This window comes from Flavobacterium restrictum (assembly GCF_007097245.1).
GTDB classification, from domain to species: Bacteria; Bacteroidota; Bacteroidia; order Flavobacteriales; family Flavobacteriaceae; genus Flavobacterium; species Flavobacterium restrictum.
This window is the reverse complement of record NZ_VJZT01000004.1, coordinates 78701-98517: the sequence shown is the minus strand read 5'-3', so window position 1 is coordinate 98517 and position 19817 is coordinate 78701. Positions and strand designations below refer to the sequence as shown.

At 36.8% G+C, this 19817-nt stretch carries 15 protein-coding genes; 9 read left to right on the top strand and 6 right to left on the bottom strand.

Annotated features, from left to right (window positions below; translation table 11 throughout):
• Positions 1 to 42 precede the first annotated feature (42 nt).
• The 5 genes from FNW21_RS05915 to thrC all read left to right on the top strand — a co-directional run bounded on the left by FNW21_RS05915 (position 43) and on the right by thrC (position 3246).
• Positions 43 to 963: a homoserine kinase gene (locus tag FNW21_RS05915; protein ID WP_144255818.1), complete on the top strand. Its 921-nt coding sequence runs from the start codon at positions 43 to 45 to the stop codon at positions 961 to 963.
• A gap of 5 nt (positions 964 to 968) precedes the next feature.
• Entirely contained in the window at positions 969 to 1238 is a 270-nt protein-coding gene (locus FNW21_RS05910) for a hypothetical protein (protein WP_144255817.1), read from the top strand.
• Positions 1239 to 1332: 94 nt separating this feature from the next.
• Positions 1333 to 1581: a type II toxin-antitoxin system ParD family antitoxin gene (locus FNW21_RS05905; RefSeq protein WP_144255816.1), complete on the top strand. Its 249-nt coding sequence runs from the start codon at positions 1333 to 1335 to the stop codon at positions 1579 to 1581.
• Positions 1574 to 1873, top strand: a complete 300-nt coding sequence (locus tag FNW21_RS05900) for a type II toxin-antitoxin system RelE/ParE family toxin (RefSeq protein WP_144255815.1) — start codon at positions 1574 to 1576, stop codon at positions 1871 to 1873. The genes FNW21_RS05905 and FNW21_RS05900 overlap by 8 nt, the downstream gene beginning before the upstream one ends.
• Positions 1874 to 1956: 83 nt before the next feature.
• A complete protein-coding gene (gene thrC, locus FNW21_RS05895) occupies positions 1957 to 3246 on the top strand; it encodes a threonine synthase (RefSeq protein ID WP_144255814.1) in 1290 nt (429 codons plus the stop codon).
• A gap of 159 nt (positions 3247 to 3405) precedes the next feature.
• Here the strand turns inward: thrC and FNW21_RS05890 are convergent, their stop codons facing one another.
• The 5 genes from FNW21_RS05890 to FNW21_RS05870 form a co-directional block, all read right to left on the bottom strand.
• Positions 3406 to 4251 (bottom strand): NAD(P)H-hydrate dehydratase, encoded by an 846-nt coding sequence (locus tag FNW21_RS05890; RefSeq protein WP_144255813.1) that lies wholly within the window; start codon positions 4249 to 4251, stop codon positions 3406 to 3408.
• 277 nt (positions 4252 to 4528) lie between these two features.
• Positions 4529 to 6595 (bottom strand): beta-N-acetylhexosaminidase, encoded by a 2067-nt coding sequence (locus FNW21_RS05885; RefSeq protein ID WP_144255812.1) that lies wholly within the window; start codon positions 6593 to 6595, stop codon positions 4529 to 4531.
• Between the two features lie 124 nt (positions 6596 to 6719).
• Positions 6720 to 8657, bottom strand: coding sequence for a glucosamine-6-phosphate deaminase (gene nagB / locus FNW21_RS05880; protein WP_144255811.1), 1938 nt, complete (start codon positions 8655 to 8657; stop codon positions 6720 to 6722).
• Positions 8658 to 8862: 205 nt separating this feature from the next.
• Positions 8863 to 10443: a RagB/SusD family nutrient uptake outer membrane protein gene (locus FNW21_RS05875; RefSeq protein WP_144255810.1), complete on the bottom strand. Its 1581-nt coding sequence runs from the start codon at positions 10441 to 10443 to the stop codon at positions 8863 to 8865.
• A gap of 10 nt (positions 10444 to 10453) precedes the next feature.
• Entirely contained in the window at positions 10454 to 13483 is a 3030-nt protein-coding gene (locus FNW21_RS05870) for a SusC/RagA family TonB-linked outer membrane protein (RefSeq protein ID WP_144255809.1), read from the bottom strand.
• Between the two features lie 290 nt (positions 13484 to 13773).
• Between FNW21_RS05870 and FNW21_RS05865 the strand changes: the two genes are divergently transcribed.
• From FNW21_RS05865 to FNW21_RS05855, 3 genes are all read left to right on the top strand, one after another.
• Positions 13774 to 14817 carry a sensor histidine kinase gene (locus tag FNW21_RS05865; protein ID WP_144255808.1) on the top strand — a complete coding sequence of 348 codons (1044 nt, stop codon included), beginning with the start codon at positions 13774 to 13776 and terminating at the stop codon, positions 14815 to 14817.
• Positions 14807 to 15514: a LytR/AlgR family response regulator transcription factor gene (locus FNW21_RS05860; protein WP_144255807.1), complete on the top strand. Its 708-nt coding sequence runs from the start codon at positions 14807 to 14809 to the stop codon at positions 15512 to 15514. The genes FNW21_RS05865 and FNW21_RS05860 overlap by 11 nt, the downstream gene beginning before the upstream one ends.
• A gap of 190 nt (positions 15515 to 15704) precedes the next feature.
• Positions 15705 to 17366: an MFS transporter gene (locus tag FNW21_RS05855; RefSeq protein WP_144255806.1), complete on the top strand. Its 1662-nt coding sequence runs from the start codon at positions 15705 to 15707 to the stop codon at positions 17364 to 17366.
• A gap of 78 nt (positions 17367 to 17444) precedes the next feature.
• Here the strand turns inward: FNW21_RS05855 and rho are convergent, their stop codons facing one another.
• Entirely contained in the window at positions 17445 to 19196 is a 1752-nt protein-coding gene (rho, locus tag FNW21_RS05850) for a transcription termination factor Rho (RefSeq protein WP_144255805.1), read from the bottom strand.
• A 179-nt stretch (positions 19197 to 19375) separates the two neighbouring features.
• Between rho and FNW21_RS05845 the strand changes: the two genes are divergently transcribed.
• On the top strand, positions 19376 to 19789 hold the full coding sequence (locus tag FNW21_RS05845; protein ID WP_144255902.1) for a DUF4293 family protein: 414 nt from the start codon (positions 19376 to 19378) through the stop codon (positions 19787 to 19789).
• The last annotated feature ends 28 nt before the right edge of the window (positions 19790 to 19817 follow it).

Genomic DNA, 19817 nt, shown 5'->3' with positions numbered 1-19817 from the left:
TACAGACATTGCAATGCAACGTCTCTACAAAAACAATAAATTATGACAGAAATAAAACTATTTTGCCCAGCCACCATCGCTAATCTTTCCTGTGGATTTGACGTTTTGGGACTTTGTTTGGCAACTGCTGGCGACGAAATGATTATTCGGAAAACGGATGTGAAGGGCGTTCAGATTACTAAAATTGTGGGTGCCAATTTGCCAATGGAAACCGAAAACAATGTAGCTGGTGTGGCGGCTTTGGCGATGCTAGCAGAAATAGAAACCGAATTCGGGTTTGAAATCGAAATCTACAAACACATCAAAGCCGGAAGCGGTATTGGGAGTAGTGCGGCTAGCTCGGCAGGAGCTGTTTTTGGAATCAATGAATTATTAGGACAACCTTTTACCCGAAAAGAGTTAGTGAAATTTGCCATGCAAGGCGAAAAATTAGCCAGCGGAAACGCTCATGCGGATAACGTTGCTCCTTGCCTATTGGGCGGTTTTACTTTGGTTAGAAGTTCGAATCCGTTGGACATTATTAAAATTGACAGCCCATCCGAATTGTATGCTACCGTGGTTCATCCTCAAATTGAGTTGAAAACTTCGGATGCGCGCTCGGTGTTGAAACAAACCGTTTCTCTAAAAAGTGCTATCACGCAATGGGCCAATGTAGGCGGATTGGTCGCAGGATTGTACACGAATGATTATGAGTTGATTGGGCGTTCCCTGCATGACGAAATCATCGAACCCATTCGTAGCATGTTGATTCCTGGCTTCGATTTAATCAAAAAAACAGCTTACGAAAACGGAGCTTTAGGTTCTGGAATATCCGGTTCTGGCCCTTCGATTTTTGCCTTGAGCAAAGGAAAGGAAACCGCCGAAAAAATTGCCAAAGCCATGAGTGCCGTGTATGACGAAATCAATTTGCCGTATGAAATTCACGTTTCGAAAGTGAATGCGGATGGGGTGAGTGTGATGTAGTTGCTATGCGATTTTATAATAAAAAAATAGAAAAAAACACTCCAATAAAACTAAAATCATTTTTAGGAACAGTAAGACCTAAAAAAAGCATTAATGAGAATGAAAATTACTGGAAATTGATTGGCGAAAAAGGAAAAGTAATTGATGAACGAGAAAATGATAATGGAAGAGTTTTAATATTATTTGACAAAAATTTAGACGAATTCAAAGTTGAAAACCACAATCCAATTAAAAACTCATTGTGGATTAAAAAAACTGATTTAGAAATAGAATAAAAAAACTTCTACCAACAAAACTCTATTTTTTTAATCCAAAAAAAAGTTTTAACAAGTTACCTATTTTTGGTAACTTTACAAAAAACACACAGATATGGGACGCAACACATCCGTTTCTTTAGGCGACTATTTTGAAAATTTTGTCGATGGTCGAATTTCCGAAGGGAGATTTAAAAATGCAAGCGAAGTGATTCGAGCCGGTTTGAGAATGTTAGAAGAGGAAGAAAACAAAATAACGGCTCTTAAAAAAGCAATTAGCGACGGAATAGAAAGTGGAATTGCAGAAAATTTCAATCCCAAACAACATTTAGAATCTTTAAAAGCTAAAAAAAGAGATGCCTAAATTTCATCTTACTAACAAGGCTGTTGAAGATTTATCCGAAATTTGGGACTACACATTCGAAATTTGGTCAGAAGATCAAGCGGATAAGTATTATTATGAGTTGTTAGCCGATTGTCAAAAATTAGCCCAAAACCAATTTTTTGGCAGAAGCTACAAAGAAATAAACAAGGAAATTTTTGGATTTAAATCAGGACAACATATCATTTTTTACAGCAATGTAAATGAGGATAAAATAGAAATCATTCGATTTTTGCATTCCAAAATGGATTTAAAAAATAAAATACAAGAATAAAACTATTGAAGATTTATGAATTCAGATGTAAAGCAAATTGCTAAAAAATCTAAAATCTAAAATCTAAAATCTAAAATTTAGAAATGAAATACTACAGTTTAAACCACAAAGCCCCAAAAGTTTCTTTTGAAGAAGCCGTAATACAAGGATTAGCCACCGATAGAGGATTGTATTTTCCAGAATCCATCACGCCATTAGCTCCCGAATTTTTCGAGAATATCGAAAAGTTACCCAATGCCGAAATCGCTTTTGAAGCTATTCAGCAATTTGTGGGCGACGAAATTCCAACCGAAATATTAAAAGAAATCATTGCCGAAACCTTGTGTTTTGAATTCCCAACGGTAAAAGTCGAGGACGGAATTTATGCTTTGGAATTGTATCACGGGCCAACCATGGCGTTTAAGGATGTGGGAGCACGTTTTATGTCGCGTTGTTTAGGCTATTTCAACAAAGACAAAAAAGACAATAAAAATACCGTTTTGGTTGCCACTTCTGGTGATACAGGAGGTGCCGTTGCGAGTGGATTCCTTGGCGTAAAAGGTGTCGAAGTCGTGATTTTGTACCCTTCTGGGAAAGTGAGCGATATTCAAGAAAGGCAATTGACCACTTTAGGACAAAACATCAAAGCATTGGAAATTGATGGTGTTTTTGACGATTGTCAAGATATGGTCAAAAAAGCTTTTTTGGACGAAAGTCTGTCACACCATAACTTAACTTCGGCCAACTCGATAAATATTGCGCGTTGGTTGCCGCAAATGTTCTACTTTTTCTTTGCATACAAACAATTGAAATCACAAAACAAACCGTTGGTTTTTTCGTGTCCGAGTGGGAATTTTGGAAATATCTGCGCTGGAATTATTGCCAAGAAATTAGGTTTGCCCATCGAACATTTTGTAGCTTCAACCAATGTAAACGATACCGTACCACGATTTATGGAAAATGGAAATTACGATCCAAAACCATCTAAAGCGACTATTTCTAATGCTATGGACGTAGGAAATCCAAGTAATTTTATCCGAATTCAGGAAATGTACAATAACGATTTGGAGCTATTCAAAAAAGATTTTTCTTCATTTTCTTACACCGATGCCGATACTTTGGAAGCCATGCAATCCATCTACAAAACCGATGGTTATATCGCCGAACCGCATGGCGCAGTGGGTTATTTAGGCTTGAAAAAAGAACTGCAAAATCACCCAAACGCGATTGGAATTTTTCTAGAAACCGCTCATCCTATCAAATTCTTGGATGTGGTGGAACCAGCTTTGAACATAAAATTACCTATTCCCACACAAATTGAAAGCGTGTTGAATAAAGAAAAAGTAAGCCTAAAAATCAAAACGTACCAGGAATTGAAAGCGTTTTTGGGATAATATTCATAAAAAAAATTAGCCGCAGATTTTATAATTTGTGTATTTGCGGTTTTTTTGTTTATAATTGGCTACGGATTACACAGATGAAACGGATGAACACGGATTTTATATATCTAATCCAACTTAAATGACCTTATATGACTTATATGGTTCATAAATTTACCCCAAACTCAAATACGCCTTTCCAATATTCGAAATCACATCCGAAGCGATAAACGACTGATAACCAGTTTCGGGCAGAGCGATATCGGCAGTTAATCCGTGGAGGTAAACGCCAAGAATGGCTGCATCAATGGGTTCGTAGGATTGCGCAAGCAAACTCGTAATCATTCCCGTGAGTACATCGCCAGTTCCGGCCGTAGCCAAAGCTGCGTTTCCCGTTGTGTTTTCATAAATCGTATCACCATTAATGATGAATGTTGGCGCATCTTTCATCACAATTATCAGTTGATGCAACTTGGAGAAAGCAATTGTTTTTTCGAATTTTTCTCTATTGGAATTCCATTTCCCAATGAGTCGCTCTAATTCTTTTGGATGTGGTGTAAAAATCGTTTTAGTGGGCAATATCGAAATCCATCCTTTGTTTTGGGATAAAATATTGAGCGCATCGGCATCAATGACTAAAGGTATTTCGTTAGCAATTAAAAAAGCGTGAAGTGCATTTTGGGTTATTATTTCCTGCCCCATTCCAGATCCTATTCCAATGGCTTTTGGAGTGAAATCGTACTCAATTTTGGAAATGTACTTTTCCTGAACATCGGTTAAAACCATTACTTCGGGATTAGTGGTTTGAAGGATTTCGTACCCACATTTTGGCACAAAAACCGTAACGAGTCCGCAACCTGTTTTCAAAGCTGCTTTAGAACCTAGCACCATCGCACCTATTTTGCCATAACTACCTCCAATTAACAAAGCATGCCCTTGAATCCCTTTGTGAGTATTCGGGGCTATGGGTTTGTAGCGTTTGAGGATTTCGATTTTTGCAACGATTATTGGTGTTGGCATTAGTTCGTTTTTTCTTCTAAATGTACAAAAAAGTACCGTTGCAATACTGACTTTACTGGTTTATATCTCCCAACTAAAAGTGTTTTTTAGCACTATTTCAAAAAGTATGGGTATCAACAACAATAGAATGTTGATATAAAAAAAACCTGGTAACGAATTACCAGGTTAAGCCTATTGTTTCACCTTAAAACAACAGCAATTCAAAATAAAAAACAGTAAAAGATAAATAACCAAACTCAACTTTAAAAAAACCAATTTTATTTGAATTTTACATTGCTTAAAATAACTTTTTTAAGCTATTGCATACCGCCAACTCTACATCGGCGTGGTCTTTTGACAGACATTGTAGTATCAATTCTTGCGCTTTATCAGCTGAAATAGTTTCCTTTTTTTCAATTTTCAATAGCAATACTTGGGCTGTTTCGCTCACACTTTTGGAGAGTGGTAAGAGCGGTTGCAGCAAAGGTGCGTTTTGGCTTAAAGCCAATAAATCGGTGTTGGTTTGTATCCATTTTTTCAAGAAATTAGTAACAACAGTTTCATTTTCTGGGGTTTTGTTATTCAAATAATGAGTTACTGCGGCGTCAAATTCGAGCGCATCGGGTGCATCGGGCGTACATGCATCGGCAAATAAAGTCAATGGGGAATAGGTTTTATATTCGGTTCCATCGGTATTTCGAGAATAGATTTTTAAGGGTTCACAAATATTCGAAAAATCCTCCAAAGCAGTTGTTTTTTGATTGTTACTTATGTTTCGCAACAAGACTTCTTTGTTTCTAATGTGGGTAATTCCAAGCTCTTCCAAACGAAACGATACCGTTTTCAATCTTTGGCGTAAGCTTGCTAAATCTGTTATTTTTTGATCTGACCAAAGTCTTTCGGCAATGGCGGCCGTTCTGGGCCAAATCCTAGAATCAATTGTTGTAGCCGTTACCAGTTCGCTCCACATGGTGGCTTCACCTCCTAGAATCCGGGCTTTTTCTTCGGGTGTTAGGAGCGTGTTTTCGGGAATTGGGTCGTTTTTATAATGGTCTTCAACGGACTGCATCAAATCGATATAATACCCATTAGAAAGTACGGTTTTGTAGCCGTTTTTGGCAGCTGCTATTAAGGAACTTCCTTTAGCAAGTCCTTCGTTTTCGCCTTTCCAAGAGTGAATTATGGCCTCTTTAGACATGTTTTTGGTCATTATTTCTTCCCAACCCATTACTACTTTGTGGTGTTTTTTGAGCATTGGCAGGAGTTGCATCGTGAAATACGTTTGTAATTCATGATTATTCGCCAAGTTGTGCTGCTTCTTGAAATCTTGGATTTTTGGATTCGCATCCCAATCCTTTCCTTCGTTTTCGTCGCCACCAATGTGAAAGTACATTCCCGAAAATAGTGGACAAACGGCATCAAAAATTTCGCTCAACAATTGATATGTTTTGGGATTAGAAGGGTCTAATGTAGGCGTAAAAATTCCTGAATTTCGCTCTAATTCATAGGATTGAAGCTGGGTAAATAATTGTTTCTTTTTACCCGAATTTACATTCAGTTGTACCGCTTTGCTCCCAATTTCGGGATAAGCCGTAAGTATGGCCGTGGCGTGACCGGGAATGTCAATTTCTGGTACAACAAGAATGCCTCTATCGCCGGCATATTTTACAATATTTTTAATTTCCTCTTGGGTATAAAAAAGCCCATCAGAGGCGAGTTTCGTTAATTTGGGATGGTTTTTCATTTCGATTCTCCATCCTTGATCATCGACTAAATGCCAGTGAAAAACGTTCATTTTTACCGCCGCCATGGCATCGAGATTCCGTTTAATAACAGCAATGGGCTGAAAATGTCTAGCTGCATCAATCATTAAACCACGCCAAGTAAATCTAGGCATATCGCTAATTGTTACTGCTGGAAAATAGAAGGAGGTACTGTTATTTTGCAACAATTGCAGCAAAGTTTCTAGACCGTGCATAGCGCCTAAATCAGTCGTTGCAGTGAGGTTGATGTTGTTTTGTTGAATATCTAAATGGTAACTTTCGTCTTCGTACAAGCCTATTTTTCCTTCTCGTAAACAATTGATTTGCAATTGTGCGGTTGGTGCTTCATTTAATTTGGTTATCAATCCTTGTTCTAGAAACAATCCCGTTCTACCATCTAATCGACTTAAAAAACGAGTTATTGCAGCAAAAATCCTAGCATTAGGCATACCCGTTATCGTTACTTTAAATTTTTTATCCAAAGTAAAAACACCCGACTTTACCTCTATTTTTTGAGGCCAAGGCATTAGATTTAAAGACTCGGTAGCTGGTTGTCCATTGGCAAAAAAACCAACAAATAAAAGGAGAACGATATATTTCATAAAAAATAAAGGTGCAAAGTGAGGAAGGATTTTGATTTCGGATTAACGATTTTTGATTTCAGATTTTGTGATGGTACCTAAAAAAAATGCTGTTTTTCAAGGACTCTAGAATCTGAAATCAAAATTAATACTCAAAACGTTTGAAGGCTTCGATGGCTTCATATTCGGCTAGACCGAGATTGTCATACAATTTTGCTGTATTTTTATTTCGGTCTTCGGCACGCACCCAAAATTCTCGGGAATCATTGCCCTGAAACATGACTCTATCTTTTTGAGATTGATGGTATAAAATGGCGTGACGCTTCAACATAACCTCATCTGGACTTAATGGAACCGCCATGTCAATTTCGTGAATATCCCATTCGTGCCAAGCGCCACGGTAGAGCCAGAGCCAGCAATCGTTCATGTACGATTCCGATTTTAGGGCTTTCATAGCTGCAAAAATAGCATTCAAACACACCTCATGCGTGCCGTGCGGATCAGCGAGATCTCCGGCTGCAAATACTTGATGTGGTTTTATTTTGGCAATAACCGCAGCAACACAATCAATGTCGGCTTGACCTAGCGGGTTTTTCTTGACGTGTCCTGTTTCGTAAAAAGGCATGTCTAGAAAATGAGTATTTTCGTCCTTTAAACCAATATATCGCGTAGCTGCATACGACTCTCGTCGTCGTATTAAGCCTTTTAATTTTCGTACTTCGGGGGAATCTGCTTGATTCGTTTCTTTGTTATTTATAAAATCAATAACCGATAAAAAGTTGATTTTGGAGTTGTCTTCGCCCACAAAATCATTGCAAACTTCGGCAAATTTCAAAGCTTCATCATCTGTAACAGCTATGTTACCAGAGGTTTGATAAACCACATGAACTTCGTGACCTTGTTTTATTAATTTAGAAAAAGTGCCACCCATAGAAATCACATCATCATCAGGATGTGGACTAAAAAGTATGATTCTTTTCTTGGCAGGATTTGCTCGTTCTGGTCTGTTCGAATCATCGGTATTGGGTTTTCCTCCCGGCCATCCTGTAATGGTATGCTGCAAAACATTGAACATATTGATATTCAAATCATAAGCAGAACCTTCTTGGGCTAGAAGATCGGACATTCCGTTATTGTTGTAATCGCGGTCTGTTAATTTCAAAATAGATTGATTCGTACTTTGGCACAACCAAACGATGGCTTTACTCTTGAGTTCAGGTGTCCAAATGCATTCGTCCACGAGCCAAGGTGTTTTGAAACGCGTTAATTCTGAAGCCGCAGATTGATCTAAAACAAAAGTAGCATTGGTATGATTTTGCAAAAAAGTAGCAGGAATTTCGGAGCTGATATCGCCTTGAATAGTGCGTTTAATAATCTCGGCTTTGTTTTGTCCCCACGCCATTAATACAATTCTTTTGGATCGCAAAATGGTAGAAACACCCATTGTAATCGCTCTTTTGGGAACGTTATCAATACCATTAAAATCCGATGACGCATCGACTTTGGTAATGTGATCCAAGGTAATAATTCGAGTTCCAGAATTTATGTGCGAACCCGGTTCGTTAAAACCAACGTGCCCCGTTCTACCAATTCCGAGGAGTTGAAAATCAAGTCCTCCTGCATTTTTAATATTCATTTCGTAATCAATGCAATACTGGTTTAAATCCTCGATGGCAATGGTTCCGTCTGGAATGTTTACGTTTTCTGGAAGAATATCAATGTGGTTGAAAAGATGCTGGTGCATAAAATAATGGTAACTCTGATGGTTTTCTCGGGTCATAGGATAATACTCATCCAGATTAAAAGTAACCACATTGGCAAAGCTCAACCCTTCTTCTTTGTGCATACGGACTAATTCTTCGTAGACTTTTATAGGCGACGAACCCGTAGCTAAACCTAGTACACAAGTTTTGTTTTTGGCTTGTTTGGCTTGAATTAATTGTACGATTTCTTGGGCTACAATAATAGAAGCTTCGGCTGAATTTTTGAAAATTTCGTTATGAATTTTTTCGAATCTAGTTTCTTCAAATTTTCCGGCACTCTTGTAACTAATGTCAGGTTTTATCTCTAAAGCACTTTTCATTTTATTTTGTTTTAATACTTATTTATAAAGGTATGCATTTTTTAAAAAAGGTATAAGCAAGTAAGTCGAAAGTTTAAATGTCGTAAAGTCAAAATAAGCAATAGTAACACAATCAGTGGTTTATGTTCTTTTTTTTATTTACAATTGCTTTAAAAGTGAACGCCCTATTACTTATACCTTTTTAATTTTCTAACACTTTCTTTTATTAGAAATTAGCTCCAGTAGTATCCCACCAAAGTCTCGTTCCTCCGGTGTCCGCACCTCCTAGTTTAGTAACTCCTGTGGCAACACCACCGGGATTACCGTCTTTTTCGGATTGTACAAAATTGACTCTTCGAACGCCTAAATTAGAATCGATTTTTCCGCCACTGGTGTTTTTAAGTACTAGAAACAATTTAGGATAACCTGTTCGTCTGTATTCTGACCAGGCTTCTTGTCCTTCTGGGAAACCAGCAATCCATTTTTGAGTAATGATTTTTTGCAATTTTACTTCATTTGCGGCAGCGGCATCCCAAGCTACGGTAACATTGTTGACTGCAGCACCATTATTGGCAGGGAAATTAGGATCTACGTAGGCTTTGGCTGTTTTTACATTATCCGTAATGTAGGTTGCTACGCCCGAAACGCCGTGTTGCGCAAAGGAAGTTGTAATTCCTAACTCGTATAAACTTTGAGCGGTGCCGCCCATATTCCAGCCTCTCAAAGCTCCTTCGGCTCTCAAAAGATAGACTTCGGCAGTGTTCATAAGGACAATTTCTTTAGAATTAACAATAGCTCCAATTCCCGAAAAATCAACGTGATCCGCTTTGGCAGCGATTTCGATTCCAGTACGCACTCCTTTATATTGTCCCGGAAATTGAACCGATGGACTAAAGAAAACGGCTAATCTAGGATCCGCATAGCCACCCATAATGGATTCCATATCAGCAGACATGCGCACATCGCCCCAAGCATTGCTGATGGTAGCAATGGGATTGGTGTAAGTAGGCGACACGACTTTGAAAATATCATTGTTGGTCGTCATGACGCCAAATTTTTGTGCTATTGCTTTCTCTGCTTCTGTTTTGGCTAACGTTGGATTTTTTTTCACGATACGCATTGCTAGACGCAAACGCAAGGAATTAGCAAATTTTACCCATTGCTTATAATCGCCTTTGTATGCCGAAAGGTCGGTTGTTACAAATGTGGAGGTTTCGTTGGCATCGACTCTTTTGGTTAATTCGGCTACAGCCAAATCCAATTCTTTGAACATTTGATTGTAGACTTCGTCTTGTGAATCGTACGGAATTGTTGCATCTGTAGTTCCAAATTTAGAATACACAATTGGCCCATAAGTATCGGTTACACGGTGCATTCCTTCGACTTTTAGAATCAAAGACAAGGCATAAAACTGATCGTATTTTCCTTTGGCTTTTTGCTCCACATTGTAGGCGTTAAACATAACATCGCCATAAGCTGCACCCCACGCAAAACCATTCCAACCATCGACTAAATCATAAGTGGTATTGTTAGTACCGCCTCTAAAAGCGGTTCCAGTGGCCATATATCCAGACCAAATATCACCTTGCAAACCTTGTTGTACTTGGTATTTCCATTCGGGAGTGAGTACCAGAATGTTGTTGAACATGGGAGCAAACGACCCTTTGATGTGGTTAAAATCTTGTTCGTATAGTTCAGGAGTAATACCATTTGGGTTGGTATTTATGTCTTCAAAATTGCTTGTACAGCTTACTGCGGCGAGTAAGGAAACACAAATTGCTGTTCTTTTTATAGTATTTAATTTCATGATTTTTTGATTAGAAAGTTACGTTTAAATTTAGACCGATACTTCTTGTAGATGGCATTCCGTAGACATCAATACCTTGTAAACCTTCGCCTGTACTCAATGAAATATTAGGATCAAACGGAGCGTCTTTGTAAATAAAACCTAAATTTCTAGCGATTAATGACAAGCTTGCTGCTTGAATAAAAGGTAGTTTTTTGGTACTAAAAGTATAGCCTACAGCAATTTCTCTCAAGCTTACATTGGTTGCACTGTACACATATTCGCCTGTTGCTCCAGCTCTACCACCGGTTTGTTTGTAATAACTTTCGGCTGGGTATTTTCCAGAATATGCGGTTCCATTAGGATATACGGCATTGATGGCTACACCACCAGCGTTTCTAGCATCGCCAGTTGCTTTTGATACGCCAAATTCGTCATTTACGGCTTCGGTTAAACTCATTACATCTCCACCAAAACGGGCATCAATAAGCACATTGGCAAAGAAAGAACCCAATTTAAAGGTGTTTGAAAATCCTAACATAAAATCAGGATTGGCATTTCCTACTTCTTCAAAACCTGTTTTTTGAATTGTTCCATCTGCATTTAGCAATACTCTACCTTGCGCATCTTTCTTGATATTTACGCCTTCGATAACTCCAAAAGGTTTTCCTTGTTCTAAAACATAACGGTAGTTATTCACTCCTGCTTCGGTCAAAATTACTTTTCCTCCTAAATCCGTTGGAATTTCTTGTACTGTATTTTTATTTTTAGAATAGTTTACTGTGGCGTCCCATGAGAATTTATCTGATTTTATAATTTTCCCAGTCACAACAGCTTCAAAACCTACATTTTTGATGCTTCCCGCATTGATTCCATAATACTTCACGCCAAGTGGATTGGTCAAAGGAGCCAAAATTTGTAAATATTGATGTTTCGTTTCTGAATTGTAATAGGACAATTCAAATCCCAATCGGTTGTTGAACATTTTCCATTCGGTACCAATCTCAACCTCTGATTTTAATTCTGGTCGCAATGACGATCCAGGTCTTGGTGCAGCTACGGGTGGTTTATTCCCTTCGGCTGTAAATCCGTATGCTGGAACGGTTACAAAAGAAAATATATCGTTCCCTACTTGGGCATAAGTAGCTCGAACTTTTCCGTAATTAATAAATTCTGGCAAAGTTGTCATTTCGCTAATAATAGCCGTTAAACCTACTGATGGATAAAAGAAACCAGCGTTTTTAGTATTTACCAATGTAGAAGACCAATCGTTTCTAGCGGCAACATCCAAGAATAATCTGTCCTTGTAACCAAAGGTAGTGGCGGCAAAAACAGATTGCACTTCTTTGGCGGAATCCGTAGTTTGTATATTTCCAGCATTGTTCACAAAGTTTCCTAGCGTAAACCAGTTTGCAATTTGCAATCCTCCTCCAATTCCTGAATCAAGCGTCGTGCGTTGGTTGCCCAATGTATTGGTAATGCTCGTTCCCACATTAGCATTGAAACTAAAATCTTGATTGAATTGCGTATTAATAGTAGCAATAAAATCGCCATACCGTTGGGTGCTTAACGTATTCACGTTTATATACCTCCCGTTTGTGTGAGATAATGTTCCTTGTGTGGTGGCGTAGATTTTTTTGTCAAAACCACTTTCAACGCGGTTGTAGCTGTATCTTGAAGCAAGAGTTAACCAGCTATTTACTTTGTAATCTAAAGCAATTGAACCATTAAAAAACTGATTCGTATCCTCTGATTTATTTCTATTAATGCCCCAAAAAGGATTTTGAAGAATGTCTCTATTGGTCATCCAGTTTTGCACCATCATGTTTCTAGTTGGGTCAAAAACTTCGAAATTGTCCTTATATTGGTTAAAATCATTTCCTCTTGGCATCAAGTAAACACCTGTCAAAGGATTAAAATACAATCCGTTAACGGGTTTGTTATTGATGGTTTGAGTGGTATAATTTGCATTGGCAGCTACGTTTAATTTATCATCAAAAAATTTAGCCGTTTGTCGAATACCAAAATTATTTTTCTTGATGCTATTGCCCGGGATAATTCCAGAACCAGAAGTATTGGCATACGATAAAGTAGTCGAAGCAATAGCTGATGCCGATGAGAATGCCAAGGAAGTGATTTGTGTATTTCCTGTATCAAAAAAATCTTTTACATGATCATTCGAAGCTCCTTTGGCACCCCAAGTTTCTTCGCCGCCAGCAACTGCTACATATTCATTTTGGAATTTTGGCAAATAAGCTGCCGTTTCGAATGTGGTCACCGAGGATGCTTTTAAGTTTGATTTTCCTTCTCTAGCTTTTTTCGAAGAAAGTAAAATAACTCCATTTGCACCTTGAGAACCATATAATACAGATGCTGCAGCACCTTTAAGAACCGTCATTCCCTCATAATCATCTGGATTAATGAGTGAAACAACATCGCCACCATCTCTATTTCCCCCAGCGGTATCGCCAAACGCATTGTTAGGTTGCCCCGAAGTTCCGTTAAACAACGGAATACCATCAATTACATAAAGTGGTTGGTTGTTACTCACCGAGGAGTTCCCGCGAATAACCACTTTAGTCGAACCACCCGTTCCCCCTGCACTTTTGGTAACGGCTACACCCGCAATTTTGCCCGCAATGGTGTTGATAATGTTGGCATCTTTTACTCGAATCAATTCCTCGCCTTTCAGTTCTTGAGCGGCATAAGTCAATGATTTTCTGGTTTTCTTGATTCCAAGCGATGTTACTACGACTTCGGTCAATGCAGTCGATGCAGATTCCTTAAGTTGTACTTTGATGGTATTGGCATCGCCTACAACTACACTTTTGGTTTCGTAACCTAAATAAGATACTTCAAGGGTTTTGCCTTCACTTACTTGAATGGTAAAAGCCCCGTCAAAATCGGTTGTGGTACCGTTTGACTCTCCTTTTACTTGAACATTGGCCGATGGTAAGGGCGCACCAATTGCATCGGTTACAACTCCTTTGACGGTTTTTACTTGCGCAAAGGAAACTTGCGTAGTAAAAATAATCATTGCGATTAAGAAAATTTGTTTCATATTGAAATGTTTTTTGTTAGTTATGGTGTAAATGTATAAGGATAGCAAGTGGTAAAAAAATTATTTAAACCAACAGTTCTTTTTTTTAAACCAACGACACAATACGTTCAATAATACGTTTTACGAAAACGTTTTCTTGATTTTATTTTAAAGCGTTTAAAGCTTTTTATGAAATTTTATTCAAAAAAAAGTGTTTTTTACTGATAAATTGTTTAAAGTTGCATCCTGTTTATAAAGCCCTAATTTTTAGAATAACAAAATAGTATATCCTCAAAAAAGTAGTCTAGAAAATGAAAGAAATGAAATTTGATATTAAACTTAAAAACCATTTTTGGTTTTGGGGAATTTATTTTTTATTAAATTTTTTGCGTTGGGGTGCGTATTTCAATGATTACAACTATTCGTTTAAATCGAATTTAATTGAATTTGCGTTGCATATTCCGCTGGTTTATTTCAACCTTTTTATACTGGTACCTCGGTATGTATTACAATCTAAATATTACAAGTATTCGTTTTCGTTATTGATTAGCCTTGGAGTCATTTATATTTTGAAAACGGGACTCACCTATTTTATCATTTCCAAAAACATTTGGCCCGAAGCCAATAGAGATTACCAACCCTTTGAAACCAATCATGTTATTGCCGTTTGCATTGGCGAATTGTACGTACTCGCTATGGCATCCTCGATTTATTTAACCCTAACGTGGCTCAAAGAAAGAGATCGCAACCGAGCCTTGAGAGAAAACCAATACAAGATCAAACTCAAGTATTTAAAAACACAAATTCAACCGCATTTTTTCTTTAATACCTTGAATAATTTATACGCACTTTCATTAGAATCCTCGGATAAAGTGCCAGATGCAATAATAAAATTATCCCACTTAATGGAATATGTCTTGTACGATATTGAAGGCGTAAAGTTTGTGCCTTTGCTAAAAGAAATCAATTACATCCAAAATTATATTGCCATCGAAAAACTCCGTTTCGAGCACGTGGATGTAACCATAAATCTAGAATCGAATATGGAAGATGTAAAAGTTCCTCCCTTATTATTCATTTCACTTCTAGAAAATGCGTTCAAACATGGGGGCATTAATAACAACAATCTCAAAATAAAAATCAATTGCAAAATTATTGACGATACCACTTTGCATTTTGAAATCCTAAATAATTTTGTAATTTCACAAAATCTAAATGCCAAAAAAGGAATTGGTTTAACCAATACAAAAAAGCGGTTGAAATTAATTTTCAGAAATAAATATTCGCTAGAACACAAAATAAAGTTCAATTACTACATTATTCGTTTACAAATACCGATACAAAATGAAGATTAAGTGCGTATTGATTGATGATGAGCCGCTTGCAGTAAAAGTCTTGGTCAATTATTTTAATAATTTTCCAGATTTTGAAATTATTGGTACTTTTTACAACTCGTTAGAAGCTTTGGAATTCATTAATAACACGACTGTCGATGCCATTTTTCTTGACATTAACATGCCATTAATGACGGGTTTCGAACTAATTAAACTCATTGAAACGGATAATAAAGCCAAAATAATTATAACCACCGCTTTTAGAGAATTTGCCGCCGAAAGTTATGATTTGGATGTTTTAGATTATTTGGTCAAACCCATTCCGCTACCTCGATTTATAAAATGTATCACCAAAATCTCCTCCGAATTCAATTTAAAAAACAACATCAAAGTTGAAAACCACCGTATTGAACCGCATATTTTTATTAAAGTCGATAAAAAAATGGTCAAAATAACTATTGATGAAATTCTTTTTGTAGAAGGAATGAAAGAATACATAAAAATAATCACTGCAGACAAAACCTATATTACCCACAAATCACTCACTTCCTTAACCGAGGAGTTGCCTCAAGATCGTTTTTTGAGAATTCATAAATCCTACACCATTGCAGTTGATAAAATAAAAACAATTGAAGGCAATCGAATTCAAATTTTATCCCATACCATTCCCATTGGTCGCAATTATAGCAAGGAAGTAAAAAGCAAAATCCTAGAATAATCTTTGTGTAAAATACCCCAAATTACAATCAAAATAGCAACAAAAATGCCCTTTGTTGGATAAATTGTGCTGTTTGTATAAAAGTTAACAGTTTTATAGCAAAATATTTTTTTTTAGTTTACTTAAGAAATATATTTACAGTCTTGCAGCAAAAAAAGAAATAATTAATTAAAAAAAACCAAAAAAAATTATGAATTCAGAACAAGTTAAGTCGAATAATTCGGCTCTTTACACATTAATTACCGTATTCTTCTTTTGGGGATTTATTGGAGCATCAAATGGTGTTTTTATCCCATTTTGTAAAGCAAAATTTGGCCTAGACCAATTTCAAAGTCAACTAATCGATTTTGCATTTTATGGCGCATATTATATAGGTGCAATACTTCTTTTTATTTTTAGCAGCATTGCAAAAAAAGACATATTGAACGGTTGGGGATTTAAAAAAGGAATTATATACGGATTGTCAATTAGTACTTTTGGTGCCGTATTAATGATAGTAGCGGTAACACAAGGAAGTTACTTGTTCATTCTTGGTGCCTTGTTTATAGTTGCTTTAGGATTTTCGTTGCAACAAACTTCGGCACAGCCTTTTGCAGCATCATTAGGAGAACCCCATAGCGCATCCAGTAGACTAAATCTTGCTGGTGGCGTGAATTCATTTGGAACTACAATAGGACCAATCGTGGTTTCTTATGCTTTATTTGGCGTAATCTCTGGCGTTAGCATCGAAGAATTTGCTCAAAAACCAGATTCTTTGGATTCCATGAGAATTCTTTATGTGTTTGTTGGTGGTTTATTTTTATTGGCGGCAGCATTATTTCATTTTTCCAAAAAATTACCTTCTGGAAAAAGTGATTCTTCATTCGAAACTGCGAATAAAGCCTTGAAAACCCTAATAACAATTACTATAATTTTGGTAGCTATTTTTGCTTACATATTTTCTCGTTACGAAGATCCTGAATTTATCACTCGTTTTATCGAAAATAAAGAGAAAGATTATTTAGGATTGTCATTAACTATTTCTACGTTATTAGTAGTTGTGATTGGATTATTGTTTGCCAATACAACGGCACAAAAAAACCCAGAAGGTTGGGGAGCTATGAAATACCCACAATTGGTTTTAGGAATGTTAGCCCTTTTCGCATATGTGGGTGTCGAAGTAACTATAGGTAGTAATCTTGGGGAATTATTAAAAACGCCTGATTTTGGTTCTATTATTGGCCCAGGATTAGCACCATACATGTCCATGTATTGGGGAAGTTTAATGATTGGTCGTTGGGCTGGAGCCATTTCTGTTTTCAATCCTTCATCACAACTTAAAAAGATTTTATTGATTGTAATCCCGTATGTAGCTTTTGGAGTAGTCTTGGCTGCTAATGCAATTTCGGGACAAGATATAACACCACTATATGCTTATGCATTTGTGATATTATTCCAAGTAGCTGGTTTCTTTTTAGGAAAAGACCAACCGTCAAGAACGTTAATGATTTTCGGTTTTATGGGTATGACTGCTATGCTAATTGGTTTATTCACTACTGGAACAATTGCTATTTTTGCATTTATGAGCGGTGGATTATTCTTAAGTATTATGTGGCCTTGTATTTTCTCATTAGCCATTGCAGGATTAGGAAAATATACTTCTCAAGGATCTGCATTTTTGGTAATGATGATTTTAGGTGGTGGTATTATTCCTCCACTTCAAGGAAAATTAGCTGATATTGTTGGTATTCACACTTCGTATTTTATTCCTGTATTGTGTTTTGCCTTTATTGCTTTTTACGGTTGGAAAGTAATTGCTATTTTGCAAAAACAAGGAATTGGTCATGATATAGAAGTTGGTGGTGGTCACTAATAATCTAGATTAACTTTATAAAAAAAGCGATTTTCAGTTATTGAAAATCGCTTTTTTTTATAAAGTATTCTGGTTTTTTTAATCATTCATTGATATTAAAAACTCTTCGTTGTTTCTAGTTTTCTTGAAACGATCGTTTATAAAATCCATCGCTTCGATAGGATTCATATCCGAAAGGTATTTTCGCATAATCCACATGCGATGCAGGGTTTGTTTATCTAGTAACATATCATCTCTACGGGTGCTTGATGAGGTTAAATCTATGGCTGGAAAAATACGTTTATTGGCAATTTTACGATCCAATTGCAATTCCATATTTCCAGTTCCTTTGAATTCTTCAAAGATTACTTCGTCCATTTTAGAGCCTGTTTCGGTCAATGCAGTGGCGATAATACTTAAAGAACCTCCATTTTCTACATTACGTGCCGCTCCAAAAAAGCGTTTTGGTTTTTGTAACGCATTGGCATCAACACCACCACTCAATACTTTCCCAGAAGCGGGTTGAACGGTATTATAGGCTCTTGCTAAACGGGTAATCGAGTCTAAAAGAATGACCACATCATGCCCACATTCGACCAATCGCTTGGCTTTTTCGAGAACAATATTGGCAATTTTTACGTGTTCTTGCGGTTCTCTATCAAAGGTCGATGCAATTACTTCTCCACGCACGCTTCGTTGCATATCGGTAACTTCCTCTGGACGCTCATCGATCAACAAAACAATCAAATACACCTCGGGATGATTGGCCGCAATGGCATTAGCAATCTCTTTGAGTAGCATGGTTTTCCCCGTTTTGGGTTGGGCTACAATCATACCGCGCTGTCCTTTGCCTATAGGCGAAAACAAATCGATAATTCGGGTGGAAATGGAACTTCCTTTTTCGGCTAATTTGAATTTTTCGGATGGAAAAACGGGTGTTAAATGCTCAAAAGATACCCGATCCCGAACTACTTGAGGATCGTGACCATTTATTTTTAAAACGCGTACCAACGGGAAAAATTTCTCTCCCTCTTTTGGAGGTCGCACCACCCCTTTTACGGTATCACCAGTTTTGAGTCCGAACAATCTAATTTGTGAGGTCGACAAATAAATATCATCTGGCGAAGCCAAATAATTATAATCCGAAGAACGCAAGAAACCATAGCCATCCGGCATCATTTCGAGTACGCCTTCACTTTCTATTATACCGTCAAATTCAAAATCCGAGGCGGCAAAATTATTTTTTTTATTCTTAAAATTTGGATTTTGATTCCCTACACCATTCTGATTTTGTTTGTTCAGCTGGTTGGGATTTACTTTCTTTACTGGTGCAGGTGCGGGACTTTCTGGCACTTCGGTAGCTGGAGTAGCATCAAGTTCAGTCGCTATTTCGGCATCAACAGTGGCTTCTTTATTGGCTTCTTTTTCCTTTTGCAAGGCTACCTTTTTCTCGTAAGCTGATTTATTAAATTTTATAATTTTACCTACTTTCTTTTCGGGGATATTTTTAATTTCAACTTCCGTTTCCTGTTTTTCAACAACGACAATTTCAGGATTTACAATAGTTTCAGGTAACTCAATTGCTTCTTTTGCAAATAAATCAGCAGGTGTGTTTTTAGCAATACTTGCTTTTTTTACAGGAACAATTCGGGCTCTTTTAGGTTTATTATCGTCGGACTTTACCTCATTATTAGTGTCTGGAGTCGAACTAGTTGTTGTGGTTTGATGTTCTAAAATAAGACTAATCAAGGTCTCTTTTTTTACACCGTTAAATTTTATGGTTTTAGCTGTTTTAGCTATTTCTTGAAGTTCAGAAAGCTTCAATTCTTTTAATGCAGAAATATCAAACATGAATATTCGATTAGTTTAATTAATTGGGAGAAATAATGAAAAGATAGATGGTACTTTTTTTTGAATGAACCGCAGTATGAAGTGCTTACGGTATTGTTATGCAATAATACAAATAAAATTCAATCATACAATAGTATTTATTGAAAAGAAAATATATTTTTGTAAAAGAAATTAGAAAAATGATACAGCGAATTCAAACTATATATTTACTTCTTGCGTTGGTAGTGACTTTAGTTTTACCTTTTATTTTCCCTTTGTGGGTGCTCAAAAACGGTAAAGACTTTTTTTTTATGTTTGATCAAACCTATGTTGTTTTGTTTGGTTTGAGCACTACATTGTCATTATTGAGTATTATTTCGTTTAAAAAAAGACAAAATCAATTTGTTTTAGGCAGATTGAATATGATATTAAATTTAATTTTATTAGGATTGTTTGTATATCGTTCACTAAATCTATCTGGAGGAACAACTACAGTTTCGGAGAAAGGTATTGGGATGTTTCTACCTATCTTGGCTATCGTGTTATTAGTTTTAGCTAATAAAGCCATCAAGAAGGATGAGGATCTTGTAAAATCTGTGGACAGATTGAGATAAACCTATAAACTTAATTTTTTTGTGCGAA

Coding starts and splice junctions, on each gene's coding strand:
- FNW21_RS05845 (WP_144255902.1), top strand. CDS start 19,376: ATGATACAGCGAATTCAAACTATATATTTACTTCTTGCGTTGGTAGTG.
- thrC (WP_144255814.1), top strand. CDS start 1,957: ATGAAATACTACAGTTTAAACCACAAAGCCCCAAAAGTTTCTTTTGAA.
- FNW21_RS05915 (WP_144255818.1), top strand. CDS start 43: ATGACAGAAATAAAACTATTTTGCCCAGCCACCATCGCTAATCTTTCC.
- FNW21_RS05860 (WP_144255807.1), top strand. CDS start 14,807: ATGAAGATTAAGTGCGTATTGATTGATGATGAGCCGCTTGCAGTAAAA.
- FNW21_RS05905 (WP_144255816.1), top strand. CDS start 1,333: ATGGGACGCAACACATCCGTTTCTTTAGGCGACTATTTTGAAAATTTT.
- FNW21_RS05865 (WP_144255808.1), top strand. CDS start 13,774: ATGAAAGAAATGAAATTTGATATTAAACTTAAAAACCATTTTTGGTTT.
- FNW21_RS05870 (WP_144255809.1), bottom strand. CDS start 13,483: ATGAAACAAATTTTCTTAATCGCAATGATTATTTTTACTACGCAAGTT.
- FNW21_RS05885 (WP_144255812.1), bottom strand. CDS start 6,595: ATGAAATATATCGTTCTCCTTTTATTTGTTGGTTTTTTTGCCAATGGA.
- FNW21_RS05875 (WP_144255810.1), bottom strand. CDS start 10,443: ATGAAATTAAATACTATAAAAAGAACAGCAATTTGTGTTTCCTTACTC.
- FNW21_RS05910 (WP_144255817.1), top strand. CDS start 969: ATGCGATTTTATAATAAAAAAATAGAAAAAAACACTCCAATAAAACTA.
- FNW21_RS05900 (WP_144255815.1), top strand. CDS start 1,574: ATGCCTAAATTTCATCTTACTAACAAGGCTGTTGAAGATTTATCCGAA.
- FNW21_RS05855 (WP_144255806.1), top strand. CDS start 15,705: ATGAATTCAGAACAAGTTAAGTCGAATAATTCGGCTCTTTACACATTA.
- rho (WP_144255805.1), bottom strand. CDS start 19,196: ATGTTTGATATTTCTGCATTAAAAGAATTGAAGCTTTCTGAACTTCAA.
- FNW21_RS05890 (WP_144255813.1), bottom strand. CDS start 4,251: ATGCCAACACCAATAATCGTTGCAAAAATCGAAATCCTCAAACGCTAC.
- nagB (WP_144255811.1), bottom strand. CDS start 8,657: ATGAAAAGTGCTTTAGAGATAAAACCTGACATTAGTTACAAGAGTGCC.